Source organism: Achromobacter denitrificans NBRC 15125 (genome assembly GCF_001571365.1).
Taxonomy (GTDB): domain Bacteria; phylum Pseudomonadota; class Gammaproteobacteria; order Burkholderiales; family Burkholderiaceae_B; genus Achromobacter; species Achromobacter denitrificans.
Window position 1 is genome coordinate 1 of sequence record NZ_BCTQ01000007.1, and the last position, 22,760, is coordinate 22,760.

Genomic DNA, 22,760 nt, shown 5'->3' on the forward strand with positions numbered 1-22,760 from the left:
TCACGACGCAAGACACCGCGTAAGCCTCGGGCCAGCCGCCCGCGCGGCCGGCCCGAGGCGGGCCCCGCAAGATCCTCCACCCCCCGCCACCCGGGGCGAGAACCCCAAGCACCCAACCCTCCCCAGCGACCGCCAGGTTTCAACCACCAGAGCCCGTCGCGTCGGGGGCCTGGGGTGCGCGGGGCGTCGATAAGCCCGAGGGAATCTGAAGGAACCGCCGCAGGCGGTGACGAAGATGACAAGGGGGCAGTCCGGAGCGAAGGCTCCGGACCGCAATCGTGGCCCCGCGCACCCCAGGCCCCCGACGCGGCGGGCGTCTCAAGAACCCAAACCCACCGACCAACATCCCACCCCTACCTCCCCCCGCCAGAAAACTCGCAACAACTCTCCGCCAACCCCGCCACGCTCTCGCAAAACCCCACATCCGCATCCCTGCGGAACATCGCGCAATACACCGATTGCGGCGGCGCGAGGCTGGTGCGCGCGATAACGAGCTGCTTCGCGCTCACCATGTCGGCGAAGTAATCGCGCGGCAGGCAGCTGACGCCGAACCCCGCCGCGGTCAGCCCGGCCATGGCGATCAGGCTGTTGATGGTGAAGATATTGCTGACCGGCGTATGCGGCCGCAGCCAGCCGTCGTAGATCATGTTCAGGCCCGACTCCCGGCTCTGCCGCAGCAACGGCAGAGCCGCGATATCCGCCGGCGTGTAGACGCGGCTGGAATCGATCATGTCCGGGCTGCCCATCCAGGCGAACTCCAGGCGCTGCAGCGGCACTACCTGCACGTTCGGCTCCGCGAATTCCCCGTGCAGGAAGGCCATGTCCAGCTGGCCCGCCTGCAGGCGCTTGAGCAGGTCCCCGCCCAGGTCGATGTGCGGCTCCAGCGTGATGCGGGGGTAGTGCGCCCGCAGCAGCCGGATCAGCGCCGGCAGCCACGTCATCGCGGTGATCTCGGTGATGCCGAAGCGGAACGTGCCGGTCAGCATGTGCTGGCCCTTCAGCCGCACCAGCAGCCGGTCGCGGTGGCCCAGCATTTCCTCGGCCAGGGCATAGACCTCATGGCCGCGCGCGGTCAGTTCCGCGCGATGGCCGGAGCGGTCGAACAGCGCGATGTCGAAGTCGGCCTCCAGCTCCTGGATGCGCTTCGTGATCGCGGACTGGGTGGTGTGGAGCTTTTGCGCCGACGCGGCAAACGTGCCCAGCCTGACCGTCCAGTACAGGGCTTCGATCTGTTTGAAGGTCAACATCCGGCAGGGCCTCGCGAGTCGGTTTTCATTCCGAAATTTCCATTAAGGGCTAACCCCTATATTCCATAAAGTGATTGAGTTCGTAGAAATTTAATCCCTTTTATGGATTTGCAAAAGCTCGCACCATGGCGCCTGCCCATTCAATCACCGACTCAGGATTTTGCAGACCGCCATGGCCTCTATTCACACCGGCGCCCGGATATTGCCCGCTCCCCCCGTCGCTTCCGCTGCGGTTCTCCAGGCGCTGGCCGGCATCGTCACGCCGCACCTCAGCGACAACCTCGCGCGCCGCGAAGGCATATCGGGCCTGCGCCGCTACCACGGCGCCGGCAAGCTGGTGGGCACGGCCCTGACCGTCAAGACCCGCCCTGGCGACAACCTGCTCATCTACAAAGCCATGATGCTTGTGCAGCCCGGCCACGTGCTGGTGGTGGACGCCGGCGGCGACCTTTCCAACGCCGTGCTGGGCGAAATCATGAAGCGCTACCTCCAGGTCCATGGCTGCGCCGGCGTGGTGGTGGACGGCGCCATCCGCGACGTGGCCGCCTTCGAGGCCGACAGCTTTCCCTGCTACGCGCGCGGCCACATCCACCGCGGCCCCTACAAGGACGGCCCGGGCGAGGTCAACGTGCCCGTCTCGATCGGCGGTCAGGTGATCAACCCCGGCGACATCGTGGTGGGCGACGAGGACGGCCTGGTCAGCTTCGCGCCCGCCGAGGCCGACGCCCTGGTCGCGGCGGCGCAGGCGCACGCCGCCAAGGAAGAACGCATCATGGCCGAGATCGCCGGCGGCGCGAAGGCGCAAAGCTGGATGCAGGCCGCCTTCGCCGCGAAGGGGTTGGAATGAACGCCGCCGCGAGCGAGTTCCTGGCCGACCGGGCCCGCGCCATCAAGCCCTCGCCCAGCATGGCGGCCAAGAGCCGCGTGGACCAGCTGCGCGCGCAGGGCAGGGACATCATCGACTTCACCGTGGGCGAACCCGACCTGCCCACGCCCGCGCACATCGTGCAGGCCGGCATCGACGCGCTCAACAGCGGCGACATCCGCTACACCGCGTCCGCCGGCGCCAAGCCCTTGCTGGAAGCCGTGCGCGCCAAGTTCCAGCGCGAGAACGGGTTGGAGTACGCGCTGGACGAACTGATCGTCGGCGTGGGCGCCAAGCAACTCATCTTCACCGCGCTGGCCGCCACCGTGCAGGCCGGCGACGAGGTCATCATCCCCGCGCCGTACTGGGTGTCGTACCCGGACATGGTGCTGGTCAACGACGGCACGCCCGTCGTGGTCGCGTGCCCCGAATCCGACGGCTTCAAGCTCACGCCCGAGGCGCTGGAGCGCGCGATCACGCCGCGCACCAAGTGGCTGCTGCTGAACACGCCCGGCAATCCCACCGGCGCGATGTACGGCGCCGACGAACTGCGCGCGCTGGGCGACGTGCTGGCGCGGCATCCGCAGGTCTGGCTGATGACCGACGAAATCTACGAACACCTGGCTTACGGCGACGAGCGCCACCTGTCGCCCGCGGCGGCGGTGCCCGCGCTGGCCGGCCGCTGCCTCACCATCAACGGCGTATCCAAGGCCTATGCCATGACCGGCTGGCGCCTGGGCTACGCGGGCGGTCCGAAGGCGCTGATCAAGGCCATGTCCACGCTGATCTCGCAAAGCACCAGCTGCGTCAGCGCCATCAGCCAGTCCGCCGCCCGCGTGGCGCTCACCGCCGATCAGGGTTGCGTGCGCGAGGCCGCGGAGGTGTTCCACGCGCGCCGCGACCGCATCGAGGCCTTGCTCGATGCGGTGCCCGGCATCCGCTGCCCGCGGCCGCAAGGCGCGTTCTACGTCTACCCGTCGGTGGAGGGCCTGCTGGGCAAGCGCACGGCAGACGGCCGCGAACTGCGGACCGACCTGGACGTCGTCATGTTCTTGCTGGACGACGCCGGCGTCGCGGTGCTGGACGGCGCGGCCTACGGCCTGTCGCCGTATCTGCGGCTGAGCTTCGCCACGTCGATGGAGAACATCGAGGAAGGCTGCCGACGCATCCGCGAGGCATGCGCCGGCTTGATTTGAACGCGGGCGGCCCCGGGGCCGTCCGCAACGGCAGTACCCATACCTACATTTCAGGGGAAATAGCATGAAGACCACCATCGCTTCCTTCGTCGCCGCCGCCGGCCTGGCCGCCGCGCTGGCTCCCGGCGCCCACGCCGACACGCTGGCCGACATCAAGGCGCGCGGCAAGTTCATCTGCGGCACCATGGGCACCGCCGAGCCGTTCAGCTTCCAGGACCCGAAGACCCGCGGCATCGTCGGCTACGAGGTCGACATGTGCCAGGCGGTCGCCGACAGCCTGGGCGTGCCCCTGGAGCTCAAGCTCATCGCCGTGGAAGCCCGCATCCCCGAACTGATCGCGGGCCGCGTCGACGTCGTGGCGGCCAACCTGGGCTGGAGCCCCGAGCGCGCGCAGCAGATCGACTATTCGCACCAGCATTTCGTGAGCCTGCAGAAAGTGCTGGCGCGCGATTCGGAGAAAGACCTGAAGGCGCCCGCCGACCTGGCCGGCAAGCGGGTCAGCGCGGTGCGCGGCTCGTCGTCCGAGCAGGGCGCCCGCAAGAACATCCCCAACGTCGAGCCCGTGACCTTCAAGGACCCCAGCGGCGCCTTCCTGGCGTTGCAGCAAGGCAAGGTCAGCGGCTTCGTGGCATCCGAACTCATGCTGGTCAAGCTCAAGCAGCAGGCCGCCGGCAGCGCCGTCCCGGTCAAGATCCTGGAGCCCGCGCTCTTCGTCGAGCCCTGGGGCATGGGCGTGCGCAAGGGCGACAGCGCGATGCTGGAGCAGGTGAACAAGGTGCTCGACGGAATGGAAGCCTCGGGCCAGGCCGCCAAGACCTTCGACAAATGGTTCGGCGCCGGCACCCAGTTCGACATGAAGCGCGACTTCCGCATCGAAGCCATCAAGGGTTGACGCGCCGCGCGCGCTGGAGCCTGGTTCGATGCATTACGTTTTCGACTTCGGCGCCATCTTCCAGGGCGAGTATCCGGACTGGCTGCTCAGGGGCTTCATCACGACCCTGGCGCTGGCCGGATTCGCCTGGATCCTGGCGTTCCTGGTGGGCAGCCTGCTGGCGGTGATCCGCCTGACGGGCTCGCCCGTGGCCAATGGGTTGATCGCGACCTACGTCGCTTTCCACCGCAACGTGCCCATGCTGGTGCACATTCTTTTCTGGTACTTCGGCGTGCCGGCATTGTTGCCGCAGGCCGCGACCGACTGGCTCAACAGCCACGGCAGCGAATTCATCCTGTCCTGCATCGCGATCGGGCTGGTGATGTCCGCCTACGTCTGCGAAGACCTGCGCAGCGCGGTGCGGGGCATCCCGGCGGGACAGGTCGAGGCGGCGCGGGCGCTGGGCCTGGGCTTCCTGGCCACCATGCGCAAGGTCGTGCTGCCGCAGGCTTTCCGCATCGCGATCCCGCCCTTGCTCAACCAGACGCTGCTGCTCTTGAAGAACACCAGCCTGGCCATGGCCATCGGCGTGACCGAACTCACCGCCGCCGGCCGCGAGATCGAGAACTACACGTTCCGCACTTTCGAGGCCTATGCCGTCGTCACCGTCATCTACCTGGTGCTGTCGTTCCTGATCATGGGGGGCGGCGCTCTCCTGCAACGGCGCTACCGTCCGCTGGGAGCGCGCTGATCATGTGGGGCATACTCAAGGACAACTGGCTGCTACTGCTCGTGGGGCAGTATCCGCACGGCCCGGTGGGCGGCCTGGCCGCCACGTTGGGGCTGGCCGCCGTCAGCCTGGCGCTGGCGCTGCCTTGCGGCGTGCTGCTGGCGCTGGGCCGGATCAGCCCCTACCGGGTCTTCTACTGGCCGGCGTCGGCCGTGGTCTACCTGGTGCGCGGCCTGCCGTTGCTGATGTTCATCTTCTGGGCGTATTTCTTCGTGCCGCTCATCATCGGCCGCCCGGTGGCCGGCACCACCACCATGGTGGTGGCGCTGGTCTGCTACGAAAGCGCCTACCTGGCCGAGATCATCCGAGCCGGCATCCAGGCGCTGCCGCCGGGGCAGCAGGAAGCCAGCCGCGCGCTGGGCCTGTCGTACATGCAGACCATGCGGCGCGTGATCCTGCCGCAGGCGCTCTACAACATGCTGCCCAGCATGCTCAGCCAGTTCGTTTCCACGGTGAAGGAAACCTCGCTGGCCTACGTCATCAGCGTCCAGGAGCTCACCTACGCGGCCAACCAGATCAACAGCGTGCTGCTGACCAAGCCTTTCGAGGTCTTCGGGCTGCTGGCGCTGACCTATTTCATCCTGAATTTCGGGCTGAGCTCATTGGTGCACCTGACCGAACGCCGTATCGGCAGGCGCCGCGCCGGGCTCATGCCTGCTCCTCGCGCGGTGCCGACATGATCCGATTTTCCGAAGTGCAGAAGTGGTATGGCCAATACCAGGCGTTGTCCGATGTGACGGCGCGGGTGGGGCAGGGCGAAGTGGTGGTGGTGTGCGGCCCCTCCGGGTCGGGCAAGTCCACGCTGATTCGCACGGTCAACCGGCTGGAACCCATCCAGAAAGGCGTGATCGAGGTCGACGGCCAGGACATCTATGGCCCCAAGGTGCACCTGGACACCCTGCGCAGCCATATCGGCTTCGTATTCCAGCAGTTCAACCTGTTCCCGCACCTGTCGGTGCTGGAAAACCTGATGCTGGCCCCGCTGCAACTCAAGCGCGCCCGCCGCCCCGAGGCGCGCGAACGCGCCCTGCAACTGCTGGAACGGGTGGGCCTGACACACAAGGCCGAGGCCTATCCCGCGCAGTTGTCGGGCGGCCAGCAGCAACGCGTCGCCATCGCCCGGGCGCTGGCCATGAACCCGCCCGTCATGCTGTTCGACGAGCCCACCAGCGCGCTGGACCCGGAGATGGTGGGCGAGGTGCTGCAAGTGATGAAGGGCCTGGCCAAGGACGGCATGACCATGGTCTGCGTGACCCACGAAATGGGCTTCGCGCGCGAGGTCGCGGATCGGGTGTGGTTCATGGACGCGGGGCGGATCGTCGAAACCGGAACGCCGGAAGAGTTCTTCACCCGGCCGGGGACGGCGCGGGCGCAGAAGTTTTTGGCGGAGATCCGGCATTGAAGGGCTTGTGCGGGGCTTGGTCCCGGGGCGGTCGGTGGGTTTGGGTTCTTGAGACGCCCGCCGCGTCGGGGGCCTGGGGGTGCGCGGGGCCACGATTGCGGTCCGGAGCCTTCGCTCCGGACTTGCCTCGGCGGCCCCCCCCCCTCGTCATCCTCGTTGTCGCCTGCGGCGACTGCCTTCGGATTCCCTCGGGCTTATCGACGCCCCGCGCACCCCAGGCCCCCGACGCGACGGGCTCTGGTGGTTGAAACCTGGCGGTCGCCGGGGAGGATCAGGTGCTTAGGGTTCTTGCCCCGGGTGGTGGGGTGGTGGAGGATCTTGCGGGGCCCGCCTCGGGCCGGCCGCGCGGGCGGCTGGCCCGAGGCTTACGCGGTGTCTTGCGTCGTGATGGGGGCGCTGCGCGATTGTGGACGGGATGCTGGTGCCTGATACCTGCGATGCCTGATACCTGTGTGAGATGACGGTCCCTGTGTGAGATGACGGTCCGTCTCGTCACTTGAACCCCGCCGCCGGATGGGTGGCGCGCGTACGGGTCTGCATGCGCAAGCGGCTGCTCAACGCGCGCCACCCATCACCGCTCCCCCCCCAAACGCTGGGGCGGCCTTCAGCACACCACCCTCCGCATGCGCGAAAGCGCACACCGACCCGACGCCCACCACCGCGTATGCCGTTCTCGGCCGCCCGGGCGGCCGAGAACGGCGGGCCCCGCAAGACTCGTCAATGAACACCGCTCTAGCAGCGCGGCAAGCGTAGACACGCGTAGCCCGTCGGCGCGGGCGTCGCGGACGCGAGCAACCTCGATGCGCCCGAGGGAATCTGAAGGAACCGCCGCAGGCGGTGACGAAGATGACGACGGGGCAGTCCGGAGCGAAGGCTCCGGACCGCAATCGTGGGCGCGAGCGGCCGCGGCGCCCGCGCCGACGGGCGACCTACGAAAACACTAGACGCCCACGAAAACACAGACGCCCACGAAAACACAGACGCCTACGAAAACACTAGACGCCTACGAAGACACAAGATGCCCATGAATCCCACGTCCCCAAAAACTACTCGGACAACGGATCCTGAAACTGCGAACACTTAACCTGCACCAGCTTCCGATCCTGCAACCGCAATGCCGTCAACGACCCCCCCCATACGCATCCGGTGTCCAGGCAGATCACGTCCGGCCGCTGCAGCAGCCCCAGCGTCGACCAGTGGCCGAAAACCGTCGTGACGTTCCGCGTTGCGCGGTTCGGCACGTCGAACCACGGCACCAGCCCCGGGGGCCAGGCGCCGGGAGTCACCTTGGTGGCGAACTCCATGTGGCCGTTGGGCGTGCACAGGCGGATGCGCGTCAGCGCATTGATGATCACCCGCATCCGCTTGCCGCCCTTGTGGTCTTCCTTCCAGGTGGCCGGCTCGTTGCCATACATCTTCTGCAGCGCTTTTTGCCAGTTCGGGCCGCGCAAGGCGTCCTGGACCTCGCCGGCCAAGGCCAGCGTTTTGGCGACGTCCCATTTGGCCAGCGTGCCGGCGTGGACCAGCAGGTGGCCCTGCTCGAAATGGGCCAGGGGCCGGAACCGCAGCCAGTTGATCAGCTCGGCCGCGTCCGGCGCCCGCAGCACGTCGTCGAGCGTGTCCGACTTGGACGGCTTGCGCACGCCGGCGGCCGTGGCCAGCAGGTGCAGGTCATGGTTGCCGAGCACCGAGGTGGCGCGGTCGCCCAGGTCGATGATGCGACGCAGGGTTTCCAGCGACTCCGGGCCGCGATTGACCAGGTCCCCGGCGAACCAGAAGCGCGACTTGGGGTCGCCGACCAGGTCGGGGTGGGACAGCAAACGATCCAGCGGCGAGCAGCAACCCTGCACGTCGCCGATCATCCAGATACTGCCGTTCATGCGGGACTCTTACTCCAAGGCCAGCGTTGTTGGACGATGCGGGTGATGGTGTGGCGGTATTCCATGTAGCTCATGGCGCCCAGCGCCAGGATCACGGCGCCCAGGTTCGGGCCCAGCGCCGTCAGCCAGGGCGGCCACTTGCCCAGCATGCCTACGTTCAGGGCCAGCTGGTTGAGCATGAAGAAGGCCACGCCGAGCAGGATGCCCAGGAAGACCTTGGCTCCCACGCCGCCGCGGCGCGTCTGCATCAAGCCGATGGGGGCGGCGATGGTGATCATGACCAGCAGGGTGAACGGATACGCCAGTTTGCGCCACAAGGCGACGACCTGTCGACCATATTGCAGCTGGTTGTTGCGCAAATAATCCACATAGTCCAGCAGGGTAACGATGGACATGCGTTCCGGAGTCAGCACGCGGGCCAGCAGGCGCTCGGCGCTGAGCGTGGTGTCCACCGTGCGTTCCGGCACCTTGACGACGGTGGCGGGGGGGTTCTTGGGCGGGCGCGCGTCGGCCAGGGCCTCGGCGGCGTTCTCGTCCAGGCGGGTTTCGGAGACGTCCTTCAGCACCAGGTCGCCGTGCGTGAACAGGCCGGTGGGCGCGGTCGACAGGACCGAGAGCGTCAGGTCTTTCTTGAATTCGTAGAGGGTCACGGCGTTGACCTGGCCGTCGCCTTTCAGCTCGCCGATGTTGATGATGCGGGTGCCGCCGTTGGCGGTGGGCTCCTTGAACCAGTATCCGCTCTTGAGGCGGTCGCCGCCGGCCTTGCCGCGGAACATCAGGTTGGCTTCGCCGGACTTGATTTCGGCCCAGGGGGTGACGTACTCGGACAGCAGCCCCGCGCCTATCATCAGCGGAATAGTGACGATCCAGAGCATGCGCAGCAGTTTCATGCCGCTCACGCCCGAGACCCGCAGGATCACCAGCTCATTGCGCTGGGCGAGCCCGGCCAGCGCCAGGATGGCGCCGATCAGCAGGCCGATGGGCAGGAGATCGTACAGGCGGGTGGGAATGGCGAGCGCCTGCATGTAGAGCAGGGCCATCATGGAGAACTTGTCACCCACGTTGTCCAGATCGTCCACTAGCGCGAAGAACGTGAAAAGGCCCAGCAGGGCCATGAGGACCACTGCGCAAGAGCGATAGATCTCGCGGGCCAGGTAGCGACGTGCGGTACGCATGTAGGAAAGAGGGGGCGCGTAAACGTGAAAGCTTAACAAATCCTGCCGTTCGGGTCCGGCCTCCCGGGAGGGAAGTCTCCGGCCCCGGTATCAGGGGATGTCGACCATCTGCATGCGGCGCGTCAGGACGCCGACCCGGGAGTTCAGGTACCGGGAATTGCGGTGGCTGTCGTAGAAGCGCGGATTGGGCAGCATGGCGGCCAGCCGGGCCGACTGGCTGGCGCCCAGGCTGGCGGCGGACGTATTGAAATAGTGCCGGGCGGCGGCCTCGGCGCCGAATACGCCCACGCCCCATTCCGCCACGTTCAGATACAGTTCCAGGATCCGCTCCTTGCTCATGACGTGTTCGATCATGTAGGTCAGGACGAGTTCCTGCCCCTTGCGGAGGTAGCTGCGAGAGCTGGACAGGAACAGGTTCTTGGCCAGCTGCTGGGTGATGGTGGAGCCGCCGCGCATCTTGCTGCGGCCCGCCTCCTGCTGTTTCTGGTTGTATTCCCAGGCCTTGCGGATGGCGTCCCACTCGACGCCGTCGTGCTCGGTGAACTTGGAGTCCTCGGACGCCACCACCGCGCGCTTGAGCGTGCGGTTGATCTTGTCGTAGGGCACCCATTCGTACTTCAGTTCCAGCGCGGGGTTGTCCTCGCGCAGGCGGGACAGCTCTTCGCGCATGACCGCGCTGCTGCCCGGGTCCCGGTAGTTGTACCAGACGACCTGGGAGAACAGCCAGAACTGATAGAGCAGGACGGCGCACACCAGCGCCATCAGCACGCCGGTGACGATCCGGAACCAGGAGCGGCCCTTGCGCGTCGCCATGCCGCTCAGTGGCCGGCCGCGAGATCCGCGCGCAGCGCCGCGAGGACCGGCGCGGGATCGGGCCGCAAGCCGTGCCAGATGAAGAAGCTTTCCGCGGCCTGGCCGACCAGCATGCCCAGGCCGTCGGCCGTGAGCGCGGCGCCGTCGGCCTCGGCCTGCTTCATGAACGCGGTGGGCTGGGCGCCGTACATCATGTCGTAGGCGGCCGCGCCGGGCGCGTACAGGCCCGGGGGCAGGTCGGGGGCGGCGTCCCGCAGGCCGCTGGCGGTGGCATTTACCACCAGGTCCCAGCCGCCGGGCTGGGCGGCATCGGCCAGGCCGCCGGCCGTGACCTGGGTTTGCGGCGACACGCCGCTCTGGCGCCAGGCTTCGGCCAGCTCCAGGGCGCGGGCGGCCGTGCGGTTGACGATGTGGATGCGGGCGCAGCCGGCCTCGGCCAGCGGCTGCAGCACGCCGCGCGCCGCGCCGCCGGCGCCCACGAGCAGCACGGACGCGCCGCTCAGGCGCCTGCCCAGGCGCAGCAGGTCGGAAACCAGGCCCACGCCGTCGGTGTTGCAGCCGTGCCAGGCGCCGTCGCGCCAGGACAAGGTGTTGACCGCGCCGGCCAGCCGGGCACGGGCGGAGAGGCGGCCGGCGGCCAGGGCGTAGGCGTCCAGCTTGAAGGGCACCGTGACGTTCAGCCCGACCCCGCCCTCGGCCACGAAGGCCGCCACCGCCTCGGCGAAGCCGTCCACCGGCGCGAGCAGCCGGTCGTAGCGCAGCGGCTTGCCCGTCTGGCGGGAGAACATGGCGTGGATCTGAGGCGAGCGGCTATGCGCAATGGGGTTGCCGATGACGGCATATCGGGCAAGAGGGGACGCCTCGGTCATGGGGCTTGGGTTTCCAGGGTGTCGTTGACGAAATGCCAGGTGCGGGTAATGACCAGCACGTCGGTGTCGCGCGCGATGTCGGGCGGGAACGGCGGGAAGGGCGCCGCCAGCTGCACGATGCGGCGGGCGGCCTGGTTCAGCACGGCGTGCTGCGAGGGCTGGTCGATTTCGACGTTGGCGATGCTGCCGTCGGCGCGCACCGACACCGTGATGCGCAACGAGCCGTAGATGCGTCCGCGCGCTTCATCGGGGTAGTGCTGGGTGCCGACCGTTTCGATGCGGGTGCGCCAGGCGTCCAGGTAGGCGGCGTAGCGCGAGGCTTCGGCGGAGGGCGCCACGAATTGCTTGCGGGGCTCGGCGCTGTACTGCTGGACGCGGGCCGCCAGGGCGGCCACCTGGGCGCTCTGGATGACGCTGGCCTGGTCCTCGGCGTCCCGGCCGAGGTCGGCGCCGTCCGGCCAGGGGTTGACCGCCTGGCGCTCGGCGCCGGCCTTGTCGGCCGAGCGCAGCTGGGTCATCAGGCGGGTCTGCTCGGCTTCGAGCTGCACCTGGCGGCGGCGCATGGCTTCCAGCACGATGGTTTCGGCCGATTCGCCGGTGCGGGGCAGGGGGGTGGTGGACAGGCCGTGCTCGGCGTTGCCGCCGCCGCTCATCTGGTTCTGCGCCTGGGCCCGGGGGGTATCCGGCGGCGTCTCGCTGCGCGCATTGAGCAGCACGATCTCCAGGCTGGTGACCGGCGGGCGCGAGGGCGCGGACGTGCCGAAGCGCCACGCCAGGGCGCCGGCGTGCACCAACAGCGATATCGCGATGCCGATGCGCAGGTAGTGTTGGGCAGGTGCACCCAGCCACCAGAGGTAACGGCTCAGCGTAGAGGAAGAGTCAGGGCGTTGCACGAACGCATTGTAGAGCGAGTCCACGTCCGCTGCGCGCGCCGGCATGCCCTGTAACAGGCCATGCCGGCGCCCTGGGGCGGATCAGGCGCCGGCCCGGGGGAAGACCCACACCTTGCCCGCCGGCAGCGCCAGGCGGCAGGGGCCGGGTTCGCGGCCTTCCGGCCCGTAGGCGCGCAAGGCCAGGGTGTGGGCGGGGTCGGCGTCCGGCGTGCGGAACAGGTATTCCCAGCGGTCGCCCAGGTACATGCTGGTCAGCAGCGGCATGTCCAGGTGGTTGCCGTCGGGATCGTCCGCCAGGCGCACCTGCTCCACCCGGATCACCGCGGTGCCGTCCTGGCCCGCGGCCACGCCGGCGCTGGCCTTGCCCCACAGCGACCAGCCGCGGCCCTCGATGCGGGCCTGGCCGTCGCGAACCTCGGTGACCTTGCCGTCGAGCCGGTTGTTGCTCCCCATGAACTCGGCGGTGAATAGGGTGGACGGCGCGCCGTACATTTCCTGCGGCGTGCCCTGCTGCTCGATCTTGCCGTTGTTCAGCAGCAGGATGCGGTCGGAGATGGCCATGGCTTCGCTCTGGTCATGCGTCACCATCAGCGCCGACAGGCCCAGGCGGATGATCAGCTCGCGCAGGAAGGCGCGGGCTTCCTCGCGCAGCTTGGCGTCCAGGTTGGACAGCGGCTCGTCCAGGAGGATGACGGGCGGGCTGTACACCAGCGCCCGGCCGATGGCCACGCGCTGCTGCTGGCCGCCCGACAGCGCGTGCGGATGGCGCTGGCCCAGCTTGCCCAGGCCCAGCTGGTCCAGCACGGCCTGCACCCGCTCGCGCACCTCGGCGCCGGGCGTCTTGCGCAGCTTGAGCGGGTAGGCGACGTTCTCGAACACGGTCTTGTGGGGCCACAGCGCGTAGGACTGGAACACCAGGCCCAGATTGCGCTCTTCGGCCGGGATCTCCTGCCGGGCCGCGCCGTCGTAGACCACGCGCTCGCCGATGGTGATGCGGCCGCGCTTGGGGCCCTCCAGGCCGGCCACGGCGCGCAATAGCGTGGTCTTGCCGCTGCCCGAGGGGCCCAGCAAAGACACCACCTCGCCCTGGCGCAGCTGCATGGACACGCCCTTGAGCACCGGGTTGTCGCCGTAGTCCAGGTGCAGGTCTTCTACAGAAAGCTCAATCATGAAGTTTGACTCCGAATCGCAGGGCGATGCCCAGGCCGATCACGACCAGAACGATATTGATGAAGGAAAGCGCGGCCACGATATCGATGGCGCCCGAGGCCCACAGCGACACCAGCATGGACCCGATGGTCTCGGTGCCGGGCGACAGCAGGTACACGCCGGTGGAGTATTCGCGCTCGAAGATCAGGAACATCAGCAGCCAGGAGCCGATAAGGCCATACTTGGCCAGCGGCACGGTGACGTGGCGGGTGATCTGGCCGCGGCGCGCGCCCGCGCTGCGGGCGGCCTCTTCCAGCTCGGGGCCGACCTGCAGCAGGGTCGAGGAAATGAGCCGCAGGCCATAGGCCATCCACACCACCGTATAGGCCAGCCACACGCTGAAGATGGTGCTGCGCATGGCGCGCAGCCATTCGATGAAGTTCTCGCGCAGCCATTCGGCGAAGGGCAGGGCCGACAGCCAGCCGTTTTCGTCCACGTCCAGCGCGTTGTCCAGCCACATCGGCACGAACAGGAACACCCACAGGAAGGCCAGGCCGGCCAGCAGGCCCGGCACCGCGCGCGGCACCAGCACGCTGTAGTCCATGAAGCGGGTGACGTTGTCGGGCTTGCGGTGCATGGCCAGGCCCACGAACATGTAGCACATCACCGCCAGCGCGCCGCCGAACACGCCGATCGCGACCGAGTTGACGATGGCGCGCAGCAGGTTGGGCTGGGCGAACACCGTGCGGAACGCGTCCAGCGACAGCACGTCCAGCAGCGACACCCCCATGCCCCAGTTGGACACGAACGCGCGCAGCAGCACGCCCATCAGCGGCACCACGATGGTGACCAGCAGCCACAGGGCCACCACGGCGCCCGCCACCCAGCGCCACTTGCCCAGCGGCAGGGGCCGGGCGCGCGAGGCCTTGCCCTTCACGGTGACGAAGCGGTTGGCGCTGCGCATCAGGCGGCGTTGCAGCATCACCAGCGGGATGGTCATGCAGATCAGCACCACGGCCACGGCGGCCATCAGGTGGTACGAGGGTATGCCCAGCTTGTTGGTGAGCTTGTAGAGATAGGTGGCCAGCACCAGGTTGCCTTCCGGGTCGCCCAGCACCAGCACCAGGCCGAACACCTCCAGGCCCAGGAAGAACAGCAGCACGGTGGCGTACAGCATGGCCGGGCGCACCATCGGCAGGCTGACCGACACCATCACGCGCAGCGGCGTGGCGCCGGCCACGCGGGCGGCTTCCTCCACGTCCGAACCCATGCTGCGCAACGCCGACGAGATGTACAGGTAGGCGTGCGGCACGTGCGTGAGGCCGGCGATGATGACGATGCTGGTCAGCGAATAGACGTTCCAGGGAACGAAGCCCAGGATGTTCTGCGCCCAGGTCGAGAAGAAGCCCACCGGGCCCGCGGCCACCACGTAGCCGAAGCCCAGCACCATGGGCGACACGAACACGGGCACCAGGATCAGCGGCTCGATCCAGCGGCGGCCGGGCAGGTCCGTGCGTATCATCAGGAAGGCCAGCATGCCGCCCAGCGGGATGGCGATGATGGCCAGGCCGAAGGCCAGGATGAAGCCGCTTTTCAGCGCCTTGTAGAAATCGGGGTCCGCGAAGATGAAGCGGAACGCGTCCAGGCTGAAGGTCTTGGACGGGGAAAAGAAGGGCGCGGAGAGAAAGCTCTGGACGATGATGAACGACAGCGGCACGTAGATGGCCAGGGCTGTGATCAGCACCACCACGCCGCGCGGCAGGGACTGCCATTTTCTGCGCAATGACTGCATGGGGAAATCCTGTTGACTCGAATGGCGCGGAGCCGGGAGGCGCCCGCGGCGGCCGGCGCCGCGCGGGCGGCCCGCGCCAGGCCGGGACGCGCGGCGCAGTCCCGGGGCCGGGGGGCTTTACTTGCCCGTCGCGGCGCGCCAGTCCTTGATGAACTGCAGGCGCTTGTTCTGCTCCAGGTAATCCAGCAGCGTTTCGTCGACCGGGATGGGCTTGAGCGAGGCGCCCAGCTTCTTGGTCATGCCGTCCACGTCGTTATCGCCTTCGATGTCGTCGCGCACGGAGGCCAGGTCGGCCTGGTTGGCCATGATCCCCTGGCCCTTCTGGGACAGCAGGTAGTCCATCCACAGCTTGGCGGCGTTCTTGTTCTTGGCCTTCTTGCTGATGAAGGCCACGCGCGACAGCACCAGCGCGTAGTCGGTGGGGTAGGCCACGCCCAGCGAGGGATCGGTCTTGGCGCGGGTTTCGGCGTAGGAGCCCAGGATGTTGTAGCCGATCAGGTTCTCGCCGGAGGACACGCGTTCCATCATGGTGCCGGTGGACGATTGCACGATCAGGCCGCCCGAGCCGATGCCCTTGAGCGTTTCGAAGTACTTGGGATCGTTGGCCTTGTCCTGCACCGCCAGCATGAAGCCGACCGCCGATTTCTCGATGTCGTAGGTGGTGACCTTGTTCTTGAACTTGTCCGGCTGGCTGGAAACCAGCTGGGCCAGCGCGGCGTGCGTGGTCGGCACTTCGTTGGCGGGGATCAGGCGCTTGTTGTAGATGAACACGGCCGGCTCGTACGTGGTGCCGTAGGCCGAGTCCTTCCAGACGGCCCAGGCCGGCAGCTTGCCGGATTCGGGCGACTTGTACTTCAGGGCGTAGTCCGTGGCCAGCTTCAGCGCCGAGTCCATCGACGAGCTCCAGACGATGTCGCCGCTGCCGCCGCCCGCCGCCTGTTCGCTGATGTAGCGGTTGTAGAGCTCGGTGCTGTTCATGTCGTTGTATTCGACCTTGACGCCCGGATACAGCGCTTCGAAGCCCTTGATGATGGGGCCGGCTGCCTTGGTATCGGTGGTCGAGTAAATGACGACCTTGCCTTCCTTCTTGGCGCCGTCCAGGATCTTCTGGTAGTCGGCCGGATAACCTGCCGGCACTTGCTGCGCGAAGGCGCTGCCGGTGGCGATGGCGAATGCAGCGGCGCAGGCGGCCGCCAGTTGGGACTTGGCAAGCATGGATGTTGTCTCCGATGAGATAGTCAGAAGCCGGATCTCGGTCCAGCCTGCGGCCATCTTAGGAGCCGGCGTCTGTCGTCGTCCTGTCATGGCGACAGGACGGGTCTAGGGGTAATCCCTGGCGGGCGTGTCCGTGACCAGCCGGATCCAGTTCTGCACGAAGCGCGAATGCCGGCGCTGGTCCAGGCCGACCAGCAGCGCGGGGCTCAGCACCACCGGCTGCACGATGCCCTGCGAGCGCGCCAGGACCGCCTCCGAGGTCCAGCGCCCGGGCGTGTCTTCCATGATGGAGCCGAGCGCCGCATGGCTGGACGCCACCTGCTGGCCGGCGGGCGACAGCAGCCAGTCCACCAGCGCGCGTCCCAGGTCGGGGTTGGGCGCGGTGCGCGCGATCAGCACCGAGCGCGCCAGCACCAGCACGTAGTCCTGCGGGAACACCACGCCTATCGGGCTGCCCGCGGCCTGGCGCGACAGGGCGTAGGAGCCGAGGATGTTGTAGCCGATGTCGATGTCGTCGTTCTCGATGGCGTCCAGGATCTCGGCGCTGGTGGCCGACAGCCGCACGCCCACCTGGCCCATCGCGTTGGCCAGCCCCCAGAAGTTCGACGAAACCAGCTCGTCCTGCTCGGCCAGCAGGTAGCCCACGCTGCTGGCGGAGATGTCGTAGGTGCCGACGCGGCCGTGCAGCCGGGCCGGGTCCCGCTCCAGCAGGCGCAGCAGGTCCTGGCGGGAGCGCGGCACGGTGGCTTCGGTAAAGCGCTTGGGGTTGTAGACGATGACGGCGGGCTCGAAGGTGAATCCGTAGACCTCGTGGCGCCAGATCGCCCAGGAGGGCAACTTGGCGGCATAGGGCGAGGCATAGCTGAGCGCGTAGCCGTCGTTGGCCAGCCGGATCTGCAGATCGGACGCCGAGCTCATCAGCACGTCCACGTCTTTCAGGCGCCCTTCGATCGCGGCCTCGTAGAGCTCGCGGCTGCCCATCTCGCGATACACCACGGAGACGTCCGGCCGCTGCGACTGGAACCCCTGGATCAGCGGCGCGACCACCGGCGTGTCGGTGGGGCCGGCGATGGTCAGGATCCGCGAGGAGGGCTGGGGCGCCGGATAACGCGTGACGATCTCGGCGAAGTCGGCGGCGCGCACCGGGGCGGGCGCCGCCGCCAGCAGCAGTCCGGCGATGCACAGCGCGCCCAGGCCGGCGGCGGCCGCGCGCCACGGCGCCGAGCGCGCCAGCGGCAGGATGATGCGCGCCGTCAGGCCGCCGCCGGGACGGTCCTGCAGCCACAGCGAACCGCCGTGCGCCACGGCCACCGAGCGCACGATGGCCAGCCCCAGGCCGGAGCCGGGCTGCGCGTCGCCGGCCCGTCCGCGCACGAAGCGCTGCTGCACGGCGTCCTTCTCGTCGTCGGCCACGCCGGGGCCGCGGTCCGACACGGTGAGGGCCACGCGGAACCCCGCCACCGGCGTTGCCTGGATGTCCACCGGGCCTTCCGGCGCGTAGCGCAGGGCGTTGTCCACCAGGTTGCGCAGCATTTCGCGCAGGGCGACGCGATCGCCGGCGATCCGGGCCCGGCGCACGCCGGGCGCGATCTCGATGCGCAGCCGTTGCGCTTCCAGCGGACCGATGCGGCGCCGCGTTTCGTTGATGGTCTCCGCCACGCCCACCAGGGTGCGGGCGCCTTTGCCGAGGCGGTGCGTGATGGTGGCGTCCATCAGGAGTTGATTGATCAGCTGGCTGGCGTGGGTGGCGTTCTGGTGGATGCGTTCCAGCCGCGCATGCAGCCGTTGCGGATCGGTTTCGTCCAGGGCCACCTCGGCCTGCGCGCGCAGCGAGGCCAGCGGGGTGCGGACCTGGTGCGCCGCGTCGGCGACCAGGGTATTCAAGGTGTCCATGATGCCGGACAGGCGTTGCATGAAAGCGTTCAGGGCTTCGGCCAGCCGCTTTACCTCGCGGGGCACGGGCGTCGCGAGCGGCGCCAGGTCGTCCGGCGCGCGGCTGCGCAATTCGCGTTCGACCGCGCCCAGAGGCGCGAAGGCGCGTTGCACGCCGAACCACAGCAGGCCCAGGGCGACCAGCGATACGACGACCAGCGGCAGCACGCTGCGGCCCAGGATCTCGTCGGCCAGCGCCGCGCGCGAGCCCAGCGTCTCGGCCACCCGCACGGTGACCCATCCCGCGTGCTGGCTGGCGGACACCAGGCGCCCGACGGTGGCCACGCGCACGGGCTCGTCGTGATAGCGCAGGTAGGCGAATACCGGCGTGGCCGATTGGGCCAGCGGCAGGCCCGGCGCCAGGTCGTCGTAGCCGGTGATGAGCCGGCCGTTGGACGCGCGCGCTTCGTAGAACACGCGCTCGCCGCCCGACAGCATGGCCAGCGACGACACCGGCGGCTCCACGGTCACGTTGTTGTCCTCGATCTGCACCGAGCCCGCGATGGTCAGCGCGGAAGCGGCCAGCAGCCGGTCGAACGCCTGCTCCGCCGCGCGCTGGGCGTAGCCGCGCAGGAAGAACACCAGCCCGATCAGCGCGCAGGCCAGCAGCAGCACGCCCAGCGTGAAGACGCGGCGGCGGATGGAGAAGCTTTCAGGGATGCTCATGGTTGCGGGCCTGGTAGCCGACGCCGCGCACCGTGACGATATCGATGGAGGCGCCCGCCAGCTTCTTGCGCAGCCGCGAGATCAGCAGCTCCAGCGCGTTGAGCGATCCGTCGTCCAGGTCGAAGAGCTGGTTCATCAGGCGTTCCTTGGCGACGGTCTGGCCCAGCCTGCCCACCAGGATCTCCAGCAGGCGGAATTCGCGCCGCCCCAACTCCAGCGGCGTGCCCGCCAGGCTCACGTGGCGGTTCGCCAGGTCGAGGCTGAGGTTGCCGTAGGCGGTGACGCTGGTGGTCTGGCCGGTCGGACGGCGCATCAGGGCGCGAAGCCGGGCTTCGAGTTCGCGCAGGTCGAAGGGCTTGACCAGATAATCGTCCGCGCCCAGGTCGAGCATGTCGATCTTGTCCTCGATCTCGGAGCGCGCGGTCATGACCAGCACGGGCGCCTCCAGCCCGGCGGCGCGCAATTCGCGGATGACGGTGAAGCCATCCTTGCCTGGCAGGTTGATGTCCAGGACGAGCGCGTCCCAGGTCTCGTCCAGCCCCCACCGCAGCGCCGCCACGCCGTCGCGCACCCATTGCACGCTGTGCCCGGCCGAGCGCAGCTTGCTTTCCACGGCATCGCCGAGGTCGAGATTGTCCTCGACCAGCAGAATGCGCATGTCGCTCCTCCATGTCGTTGTGGTTTTGGGGGGAGTTTAAGGGGTTCCCGAGGGGAGGGATGTGGCTCGTGTGGATTTGGGGGTGTTTTGAGGGGCTGTTGTTTGAGTGCTTTCGACGTTTGAGTTCTTGAGACGCCCGCCGCGTCGGGGGCCTGGGGTGCGCGGGGCCACGATTGCGGCCCGGAGCCTTCGCTCCGGACTGCCCCCTCGTCATCCTCGTTGTCGCCTGCGGCGACTGCCTTCGGATTCCCTCGGGCTTATCGACGCCCCGCGCACCCCAGGCCCCCGACGCGACGGGCTCTGGTGGTTGAAACCTGGCGGTCGCCGGGGAGGATCAGGTGCTTAGGGTTCTTGTCCCGGGTGGTGGGGTGGTGAAGGATCTTGCGGGGCCCGCCTCGGGCCGGCCGCGCGGGCGGCTGGCCCGAGGCTTACGCGGTGTTTTGCGTCGTGATGGGGGCGCTGCGCGATTGTGGACGGGGTGCTGGTGCCTGATACCTGCGATGCCTGATACCTGTGTGAGATGACGGTCCGTCTCGTCACTTGAACCCCGCCGCTGGATGGGTGGCGCGCGCCAGGGTGCGCATGCGCAAGCGGCTGCTCAACGCGCGCCACCCATCACCGCTCCCCCCCCCAAACGCTGGGCGGCCTTCAGCACACCACCCTTCGCATACGCGAAAGCGCACACCGACCCGACGCCCACCACCGCGTATGCCGTTCTCGGCCGCCCGGGCGACCTACGAAAACACCGCTCGCCCTATAAAAAACTAAGCTTCCCCGCCCACAGCAGGACTAATCTCCCCCACGTACCGGCAATCCAGTTCCAGGGACAACTCGTCCATGCCCAGGATATCCAGTTCCACCGCCGTCCCCCGCTCCAGCTCCGGCATTCCGCCGATTCGCGTGACCAGGGGCGCATTGGCGAAACGGACGAGATCCTCGCGCAGGACGTGCGCGACCGTGCGGGTCACGTTGTGCTGTTTCAGCCAGCGCAGGCACCAGTAGCGTTCCATCGCGCTCTGGAATTCCGCCCAGGCGGCGTATTGCGCGTCGAAGGCGCCGATGATGGCGAACAGGTCGGCATCGCGCGGCTTGAAGGGGGCCACCAGGCGCGCGGACACGCCGTGCTCGACCGCGGCGATCAGCTGCCACTGGTTGACCAGGTCCACGTAGCGCCGCAGGGGCGAGGTGCTCCAGGCGTATTGCGGCACGCCGATGGCTTCGTGCGGCAGCGCCTGCGTGCTCATGCGCACGCGGCCGGCCTGCTGCGAACGGTAGATGCCCGGCACGCCGTGCTGGTGCAGCAGGCCGCCCCACAGGTTGTTCGCCAGGATCATGTATTCGGCCACCATGCGGTCCAGCGGCGCGTTGCGCTGGCGCGGGACCAGGCGCACCGGGGTGTCGGGATCGTCGGGGTCGCCGTCCAGGTAGAAGCTGTATTCGACGCGCGAATTGTTCTCGGGCTTGCCGCGCACGTTCTCGCGCTGGGCCGACAGGGCCTGCGCCAGCTTCCACAGCGGGCGCAGCCAGTGGCCGTAGGGCAGCTCGGCGGACGGATCCGACAGGCTGGCTTCGGTGACCTGGGCATCGAGCATGTTGTGGCGCAGGTTCTCGCGCACCACGATGCGTTCCAGGCGGGTTTCCGATTCGATGACTTCGCCGGTTTCCGGATCGGCCACGACGTACAGCGACAGCACCGGCACTTCGCGGCCGGCGTCCAGCGAGAAGGCCTGGATGACGTTGTCCGGCTGCATCGGGATCTTGTCGCCCGGCATGTAGACGGTGGACAGGCGCGCGCGGGCCAGCTTGTCGAACTCGCTGTCGCGCGTCACGGTCAGGCCGGGGGCGGCCACGTGCACGCCGACGCGCACCCGGCCGTCCGGCAGGGAGGTGACGGACAGCGCGTCGTCGATTTCGGTGGTGGTGACGTCGTCGACCGAATAGATTTCGGCGTCCGAGAGCGGCAGCTCGCGGTCGATGGGGGGCAGTTCCAGGTCGGGGAAGGCCAGGCCGCGCGGGAAGTTGGTCGCCAGGAAACGGCGCTTGTGCAGCGCCAGCGCGTGCGGCCACGCGCCCAGTTCCAGCAGCAGGCGGTCGGGGCTCTTGCCCAGCTTGGCGCAGGCGGCGTCCAGCGCCTTCCATTGCTGCGAATTCTTGTCGGGGCGGATCAGCAGGGATTCCGCGGCCTGGGCGATCGGCTCGGGCAGGCGTCCGGCGGCCATTTCGTCCACCCATTCCTGCTGCTGCTCGGCCTGGCGCTGCTTTTTCTCAAGCGCGGCCAGAGCGGCGGCCAGGATGTCGGGCGGCGCCGGGCGGTAACGGCCCTTGCCGCGACGGTGGAAGTAGGCGGGCGCGCCGTGCAGGCGCATCAGCAGGGCGGCGTGTTCCACCGGCGTGGGGGCATGGCCGAAGTAGTCGGCGGCCAGGGCGGGCGCGTCGAATTCCTCCTGCGGCGCGCATTCCCACAGGAACTGCAGGTCCAGGGCCTCGGCCGCCTCGGCGGCCTGGCTCATCAGCGCGGCCGGCTCGGGCGCGGCGAAGTTGAACAGCGTGTTCGCGCGCTTGATCTTGCTGCGCTTGCCGGACTCCGACTCCACCTGCAGGCTGGCGTCGGTCTCCGACAGGATATGGCCGGCCTTGAAGCTGCCGTCGTCTTCGTAAAACACATACATGGTGGGGATCGTCCTGGGCGGCGCGCACGCGCCGCCTTGCGCAGCTATATAGAGTGTTGAGGTCTGAAACTGATTATTGGGGGCGAACCTGCTTGTCGCCAAGGGCGAATTCAAGCACCTCGGGCATCCAGTCCGCGAAGTCGGACAGGCCGTGGTCGCTGCCTTGCACGATGCGCTGGCGGCAATCCGCGTACCGGTCGCGCATTTCCCGCCAATCCAGCACCTCGTCGCCGGTCGCCGCCACCAGGAAGTACCGGTCGGGCTGGGTGATGCGGGGCACGTGGATCGCGGCCAGTTCGTCCACGTATCCGGGCAGGAAGGCGAACGGCGCGTCGGAATGATACATGCGGTGCTCGCCGACCTGGGTGGCGAGGTCGCGCGCGGCCTCCACGGCGGGGTTGAGCAGCACCGCCTTGCAGCCGAGCTGCTCGGCCAGCCAGGTGGCGTAGAACCCGCCCAGGGACGAGCCGATCACCGTCAGCGCCCGAGGGGAGGCGGCGCCGTCGAGCTGGCGCCGGGCAATGCCCATCGCCAGGTCGATGGCTTCCCGCGGGCTGGCGGGCAACTGCGGGCAGGCCCAGGCCGCGGACAGGCCGCGCGCGGCCATGGCGTCGGCCATCATCCGGGCCTTGAACGAGGTCGGCGAGGAACGGAAACCGTGCAGGTAGAGGATCATGT

At 68.3% G+C, this 22,760-nt stretch carries 19 protein-coding genes; 6 read left to right on the plus strand and 13 right to left on the minus strand.

Features of this window, described 5'->3' with window-relative positions:
* Positions 1-353: 353 nt before the first annotated feature.
* Positions 354-1,247: a LysR family transcriptional regulator gene (locus ADE01S_RS07720; RefSeq protein ID WP_062681105.1), complete on the minus strand. Its 894-nt coding sequence runs from the start codon at positions 1,245-1,247 to the stop codon at positions 354-356.
* A 172-nt stretch (positions 1,248-1,419) separates the two neighbouring features.
* On the opposite strand from ADE01S_RS07720, the gene ADE01S_RS07725 reads away from it, so the two are divergent.
* The 6 genes from ADE01S_RS07725 to ADE01S_RS07750 all read left to right on the plus strand — a co-directional run bounded on the left by ADE01S_RS07725 (position 1,420) and on the right by ADE01S_RS07750 (position 6,371).
* Complete coding sequence (locus tag ADE01S_RS07725; RefSeq protein WP_062681106.1) at positions 1,420-2,094, plus strand: RraA family protein; 675 nt, start codon at positions 1,420-1,422, stop codon at positions 2,092-2,094.
* Entirely contained in the window at positions 2,091-3,308 is a 1,218-nt protein-coding gene (locus ADE01S_RS07730; protein ID WP_062681107.1) for an aminotransferase class I/II-fold pyridoxal phosphate-dependent enzyme, read from the plus strand. Before ADE01S_RS07725 ends, ADE01S_RS07730 begins: the two co-directional genes overlap by 4 nt.
* A 64-nt stretch (positions 3,309-3,372) precedes the next feature.
* Entirely contained in the window at positions 3,373-4,200 is an 828-nt protein-coding gene (locus ADE01S_RS07735) for an ABC transporter substrate-binding protein (RefSeq protein ID WP_062681108.1), read from the plus strand.
* A 28-nt stretch (positions 4,201-4,228) separates the two neighbouring features.
* Positions 4,229-4,930, plus strand: a complete 702-nt coding sequence (locus ADE01S_RS07740) for an amino acid ABC transporter permease (RefSeq protein WP_062681109.1) — start codon at positions 4,229-4,231, stop codon at positions 4,928-4,930.
* Between the two features lie 2 nt (positions 4,931-4,932).
* Positions 4,933-5,649, plus strand: a complete 717-nt coding sequence (locus ADE01S_RS07745) for an amino acid ABC transporter permease (RefSeq protein ID WP_062681110.1) — start codon at positions 4,933-4,935, stop codon at positions 5,647-5,649.
* The gene (locus ADE01S_RS07750) at positions 5,646-6,371 is read left to right on the plus strand and encodes an amino acid ABC transporter ATP-binding protein (protein WP_062681111.1); all 726 of its coding nucleotides are present in this window, start codon (positions 5,646-5,648) and stop codon (positions 6,369-6,371) included. Before ADE01S_RS07745 ends, ADE01S_RS07750 begins: the two co-directional genes overlap by 4 nt.
* 1,046 nt (positions 6,372-7,417) lie before the next feature.
* Here the strand turns inward: ADE01S_RS07750 and ADE01S_RS07755 are convergent.
* The 12 genes from ADE01S_RS07755 to ADE01S_RS07810 form a co-directional block, all read right to left on the minus strand.
* Positions 7,418-8,251: a symmetrical bis(5'-nucleosyl)-tetraphosphatase gene (locus ADE01S_RS07755; RefSeq protein ID WP_062681112.1), complete on the minus strand. Its 834-nt coding sequence runs from the start codon at positions 8,249-8,251 to the stop codon at positions 7,418-7,420.
* Complete coding sequence (lptG, locus tag ADE01S_RS07760) at positions 8,248-9,426, minus strand: LPS export ABC transporter permease LptG (RefSeq protein WP_062681113.1); 1,179 nt, start codon at positions 9,424-9,426, stop codon at positions 8,248-8,250. The genes ADE01S_RS07755 and lptG overlap by 4 nt, the downstream gene beginning before the upstream one ends.
* Positions 9,427-9,516: 90 nt before the next feature.
* Positions 9,517-10,239: a monofunctional biosynthetic peptidoglycan transglycosylase gene (gene mtgA / locus ADE01S_RS07765; protein ID WP_062681114.1), complete on the minus strand. Its 723-nt coding sequence runs from the start codon at positions 10,237-10,239 to the stop codon at positions 9,517-9,519.
* Positions 10,240-10,244: 5 nt separating this feature from the next.
* A complete protein-coding gene (aroE, locus tag ADE01S_RS07770; RefSeq protein WP_062681115.1) occupies positions 10,245-11,108 on the minus strand; it encodes a shikimate dehydrogenase in 864 nt (287 codons plus the stop codon).
* Positions 11,105-12,046 (minus strand): TonB family protein, encoded by a 942-nt coding sequence (locus ADE01S_RS07775; protein ID WP_082775734.1) that lies wholly within the window; start codon positions 12,044-12,046, stop codon positions 11,105-11,107. Before ADE01S_RS07775 ends, aroE begins: the two co-directional genes overlap by 4 nt.
* A 36-nt stretch (positions 12,047-12,082) precedes the next feature.
* Entirely contained in the window at positions 12,083-13,171 is a 1,089-nt protein-coding gene (locus ADE01S_RS07780; RefSeq protein WP_062681116.1) for an ABC transporter ATP-binding protein, read from the minus strand.
* Complete coding sequence (locus tag ADE01S_RS07785; protein WP_062681117.1) at positions 13,164-14,942, minus strand: ABC transporter permease; 1,779 nt, start codon at positions 14,940-14,942, stop codon at positions 13,164-13,166. The genes ADE01S_RS07780 and ADE01S_RS07785 overlap by 8 nt, the downstream gene beginning before the upstream one ends.
* Before the next feature lie 117 nt (positions 14,943-15,059).
* On the minus strand, positions 15,060-16,157 hold the full coding sequence (locus ADE01S_RS07790) for an ABC transporter substrate-binding protein (protein ID WP_062681118.1): 1,098 nt from the start codon (positions 16,155-16,157) through the stop codon (positions 15,060-15,062).
* 105 nt (positions 16,158-16,262) lie between these two features.
* Complete coding sequence (locus tag ADE01S_RS07795; protein ID WP_062681119.1) at positions 16,263-18,755, minus strand: sensor histidine kinase; 2,493 nt, start codon at positions 18,753-18,755, stop codon at positions 16,263-16,265.
* Complete coding sequence (locus ADE01S_RS07800; protein WP_062681120.1) at positions 18,742-19,413, minus strand: response regulator transcription factor; 672 nt, start codon at positions 19,411-19,413, stop codon at positions 18,742-18,744. Before ADE01S_RS07800 ends, ADE01S_RS07795 begins: the two co-directional genes overlap by 14 nt.
* 764 nt (positions 19,414-20,177) lie before the next feature.
* Positions 20,178-22,082 carry a ribonuclease catalytic domain-containing protein gene (locus ADE01S_RS07805; RefSeq protein ID WP_062681121.1) on the minus strand — a complete coding sequence of 635 codons (1,905 nt, stop codon included), beginning with the start codon at positions 22,080-22,082 and terminating at the stop codon, positions 20,178-20,180.
* A 73-nt stretch (positions 22,083-22,155) separates the two neighbouring features.
* Positions 22,156-22,758 (minus strand): YqiA/YcfP family alpha/beta fold hydrolase, encoded by a 603-nt coding sequence (locus ADE01S_RS07810; RefSeq protein ID WP_062681122.1) that lies wholly within the window; start codon positions 22,756-22,758, stop codon positions 22,156-22,158.
* Positions 22,759-22,760: the final 2 nt, after the last annotated feature.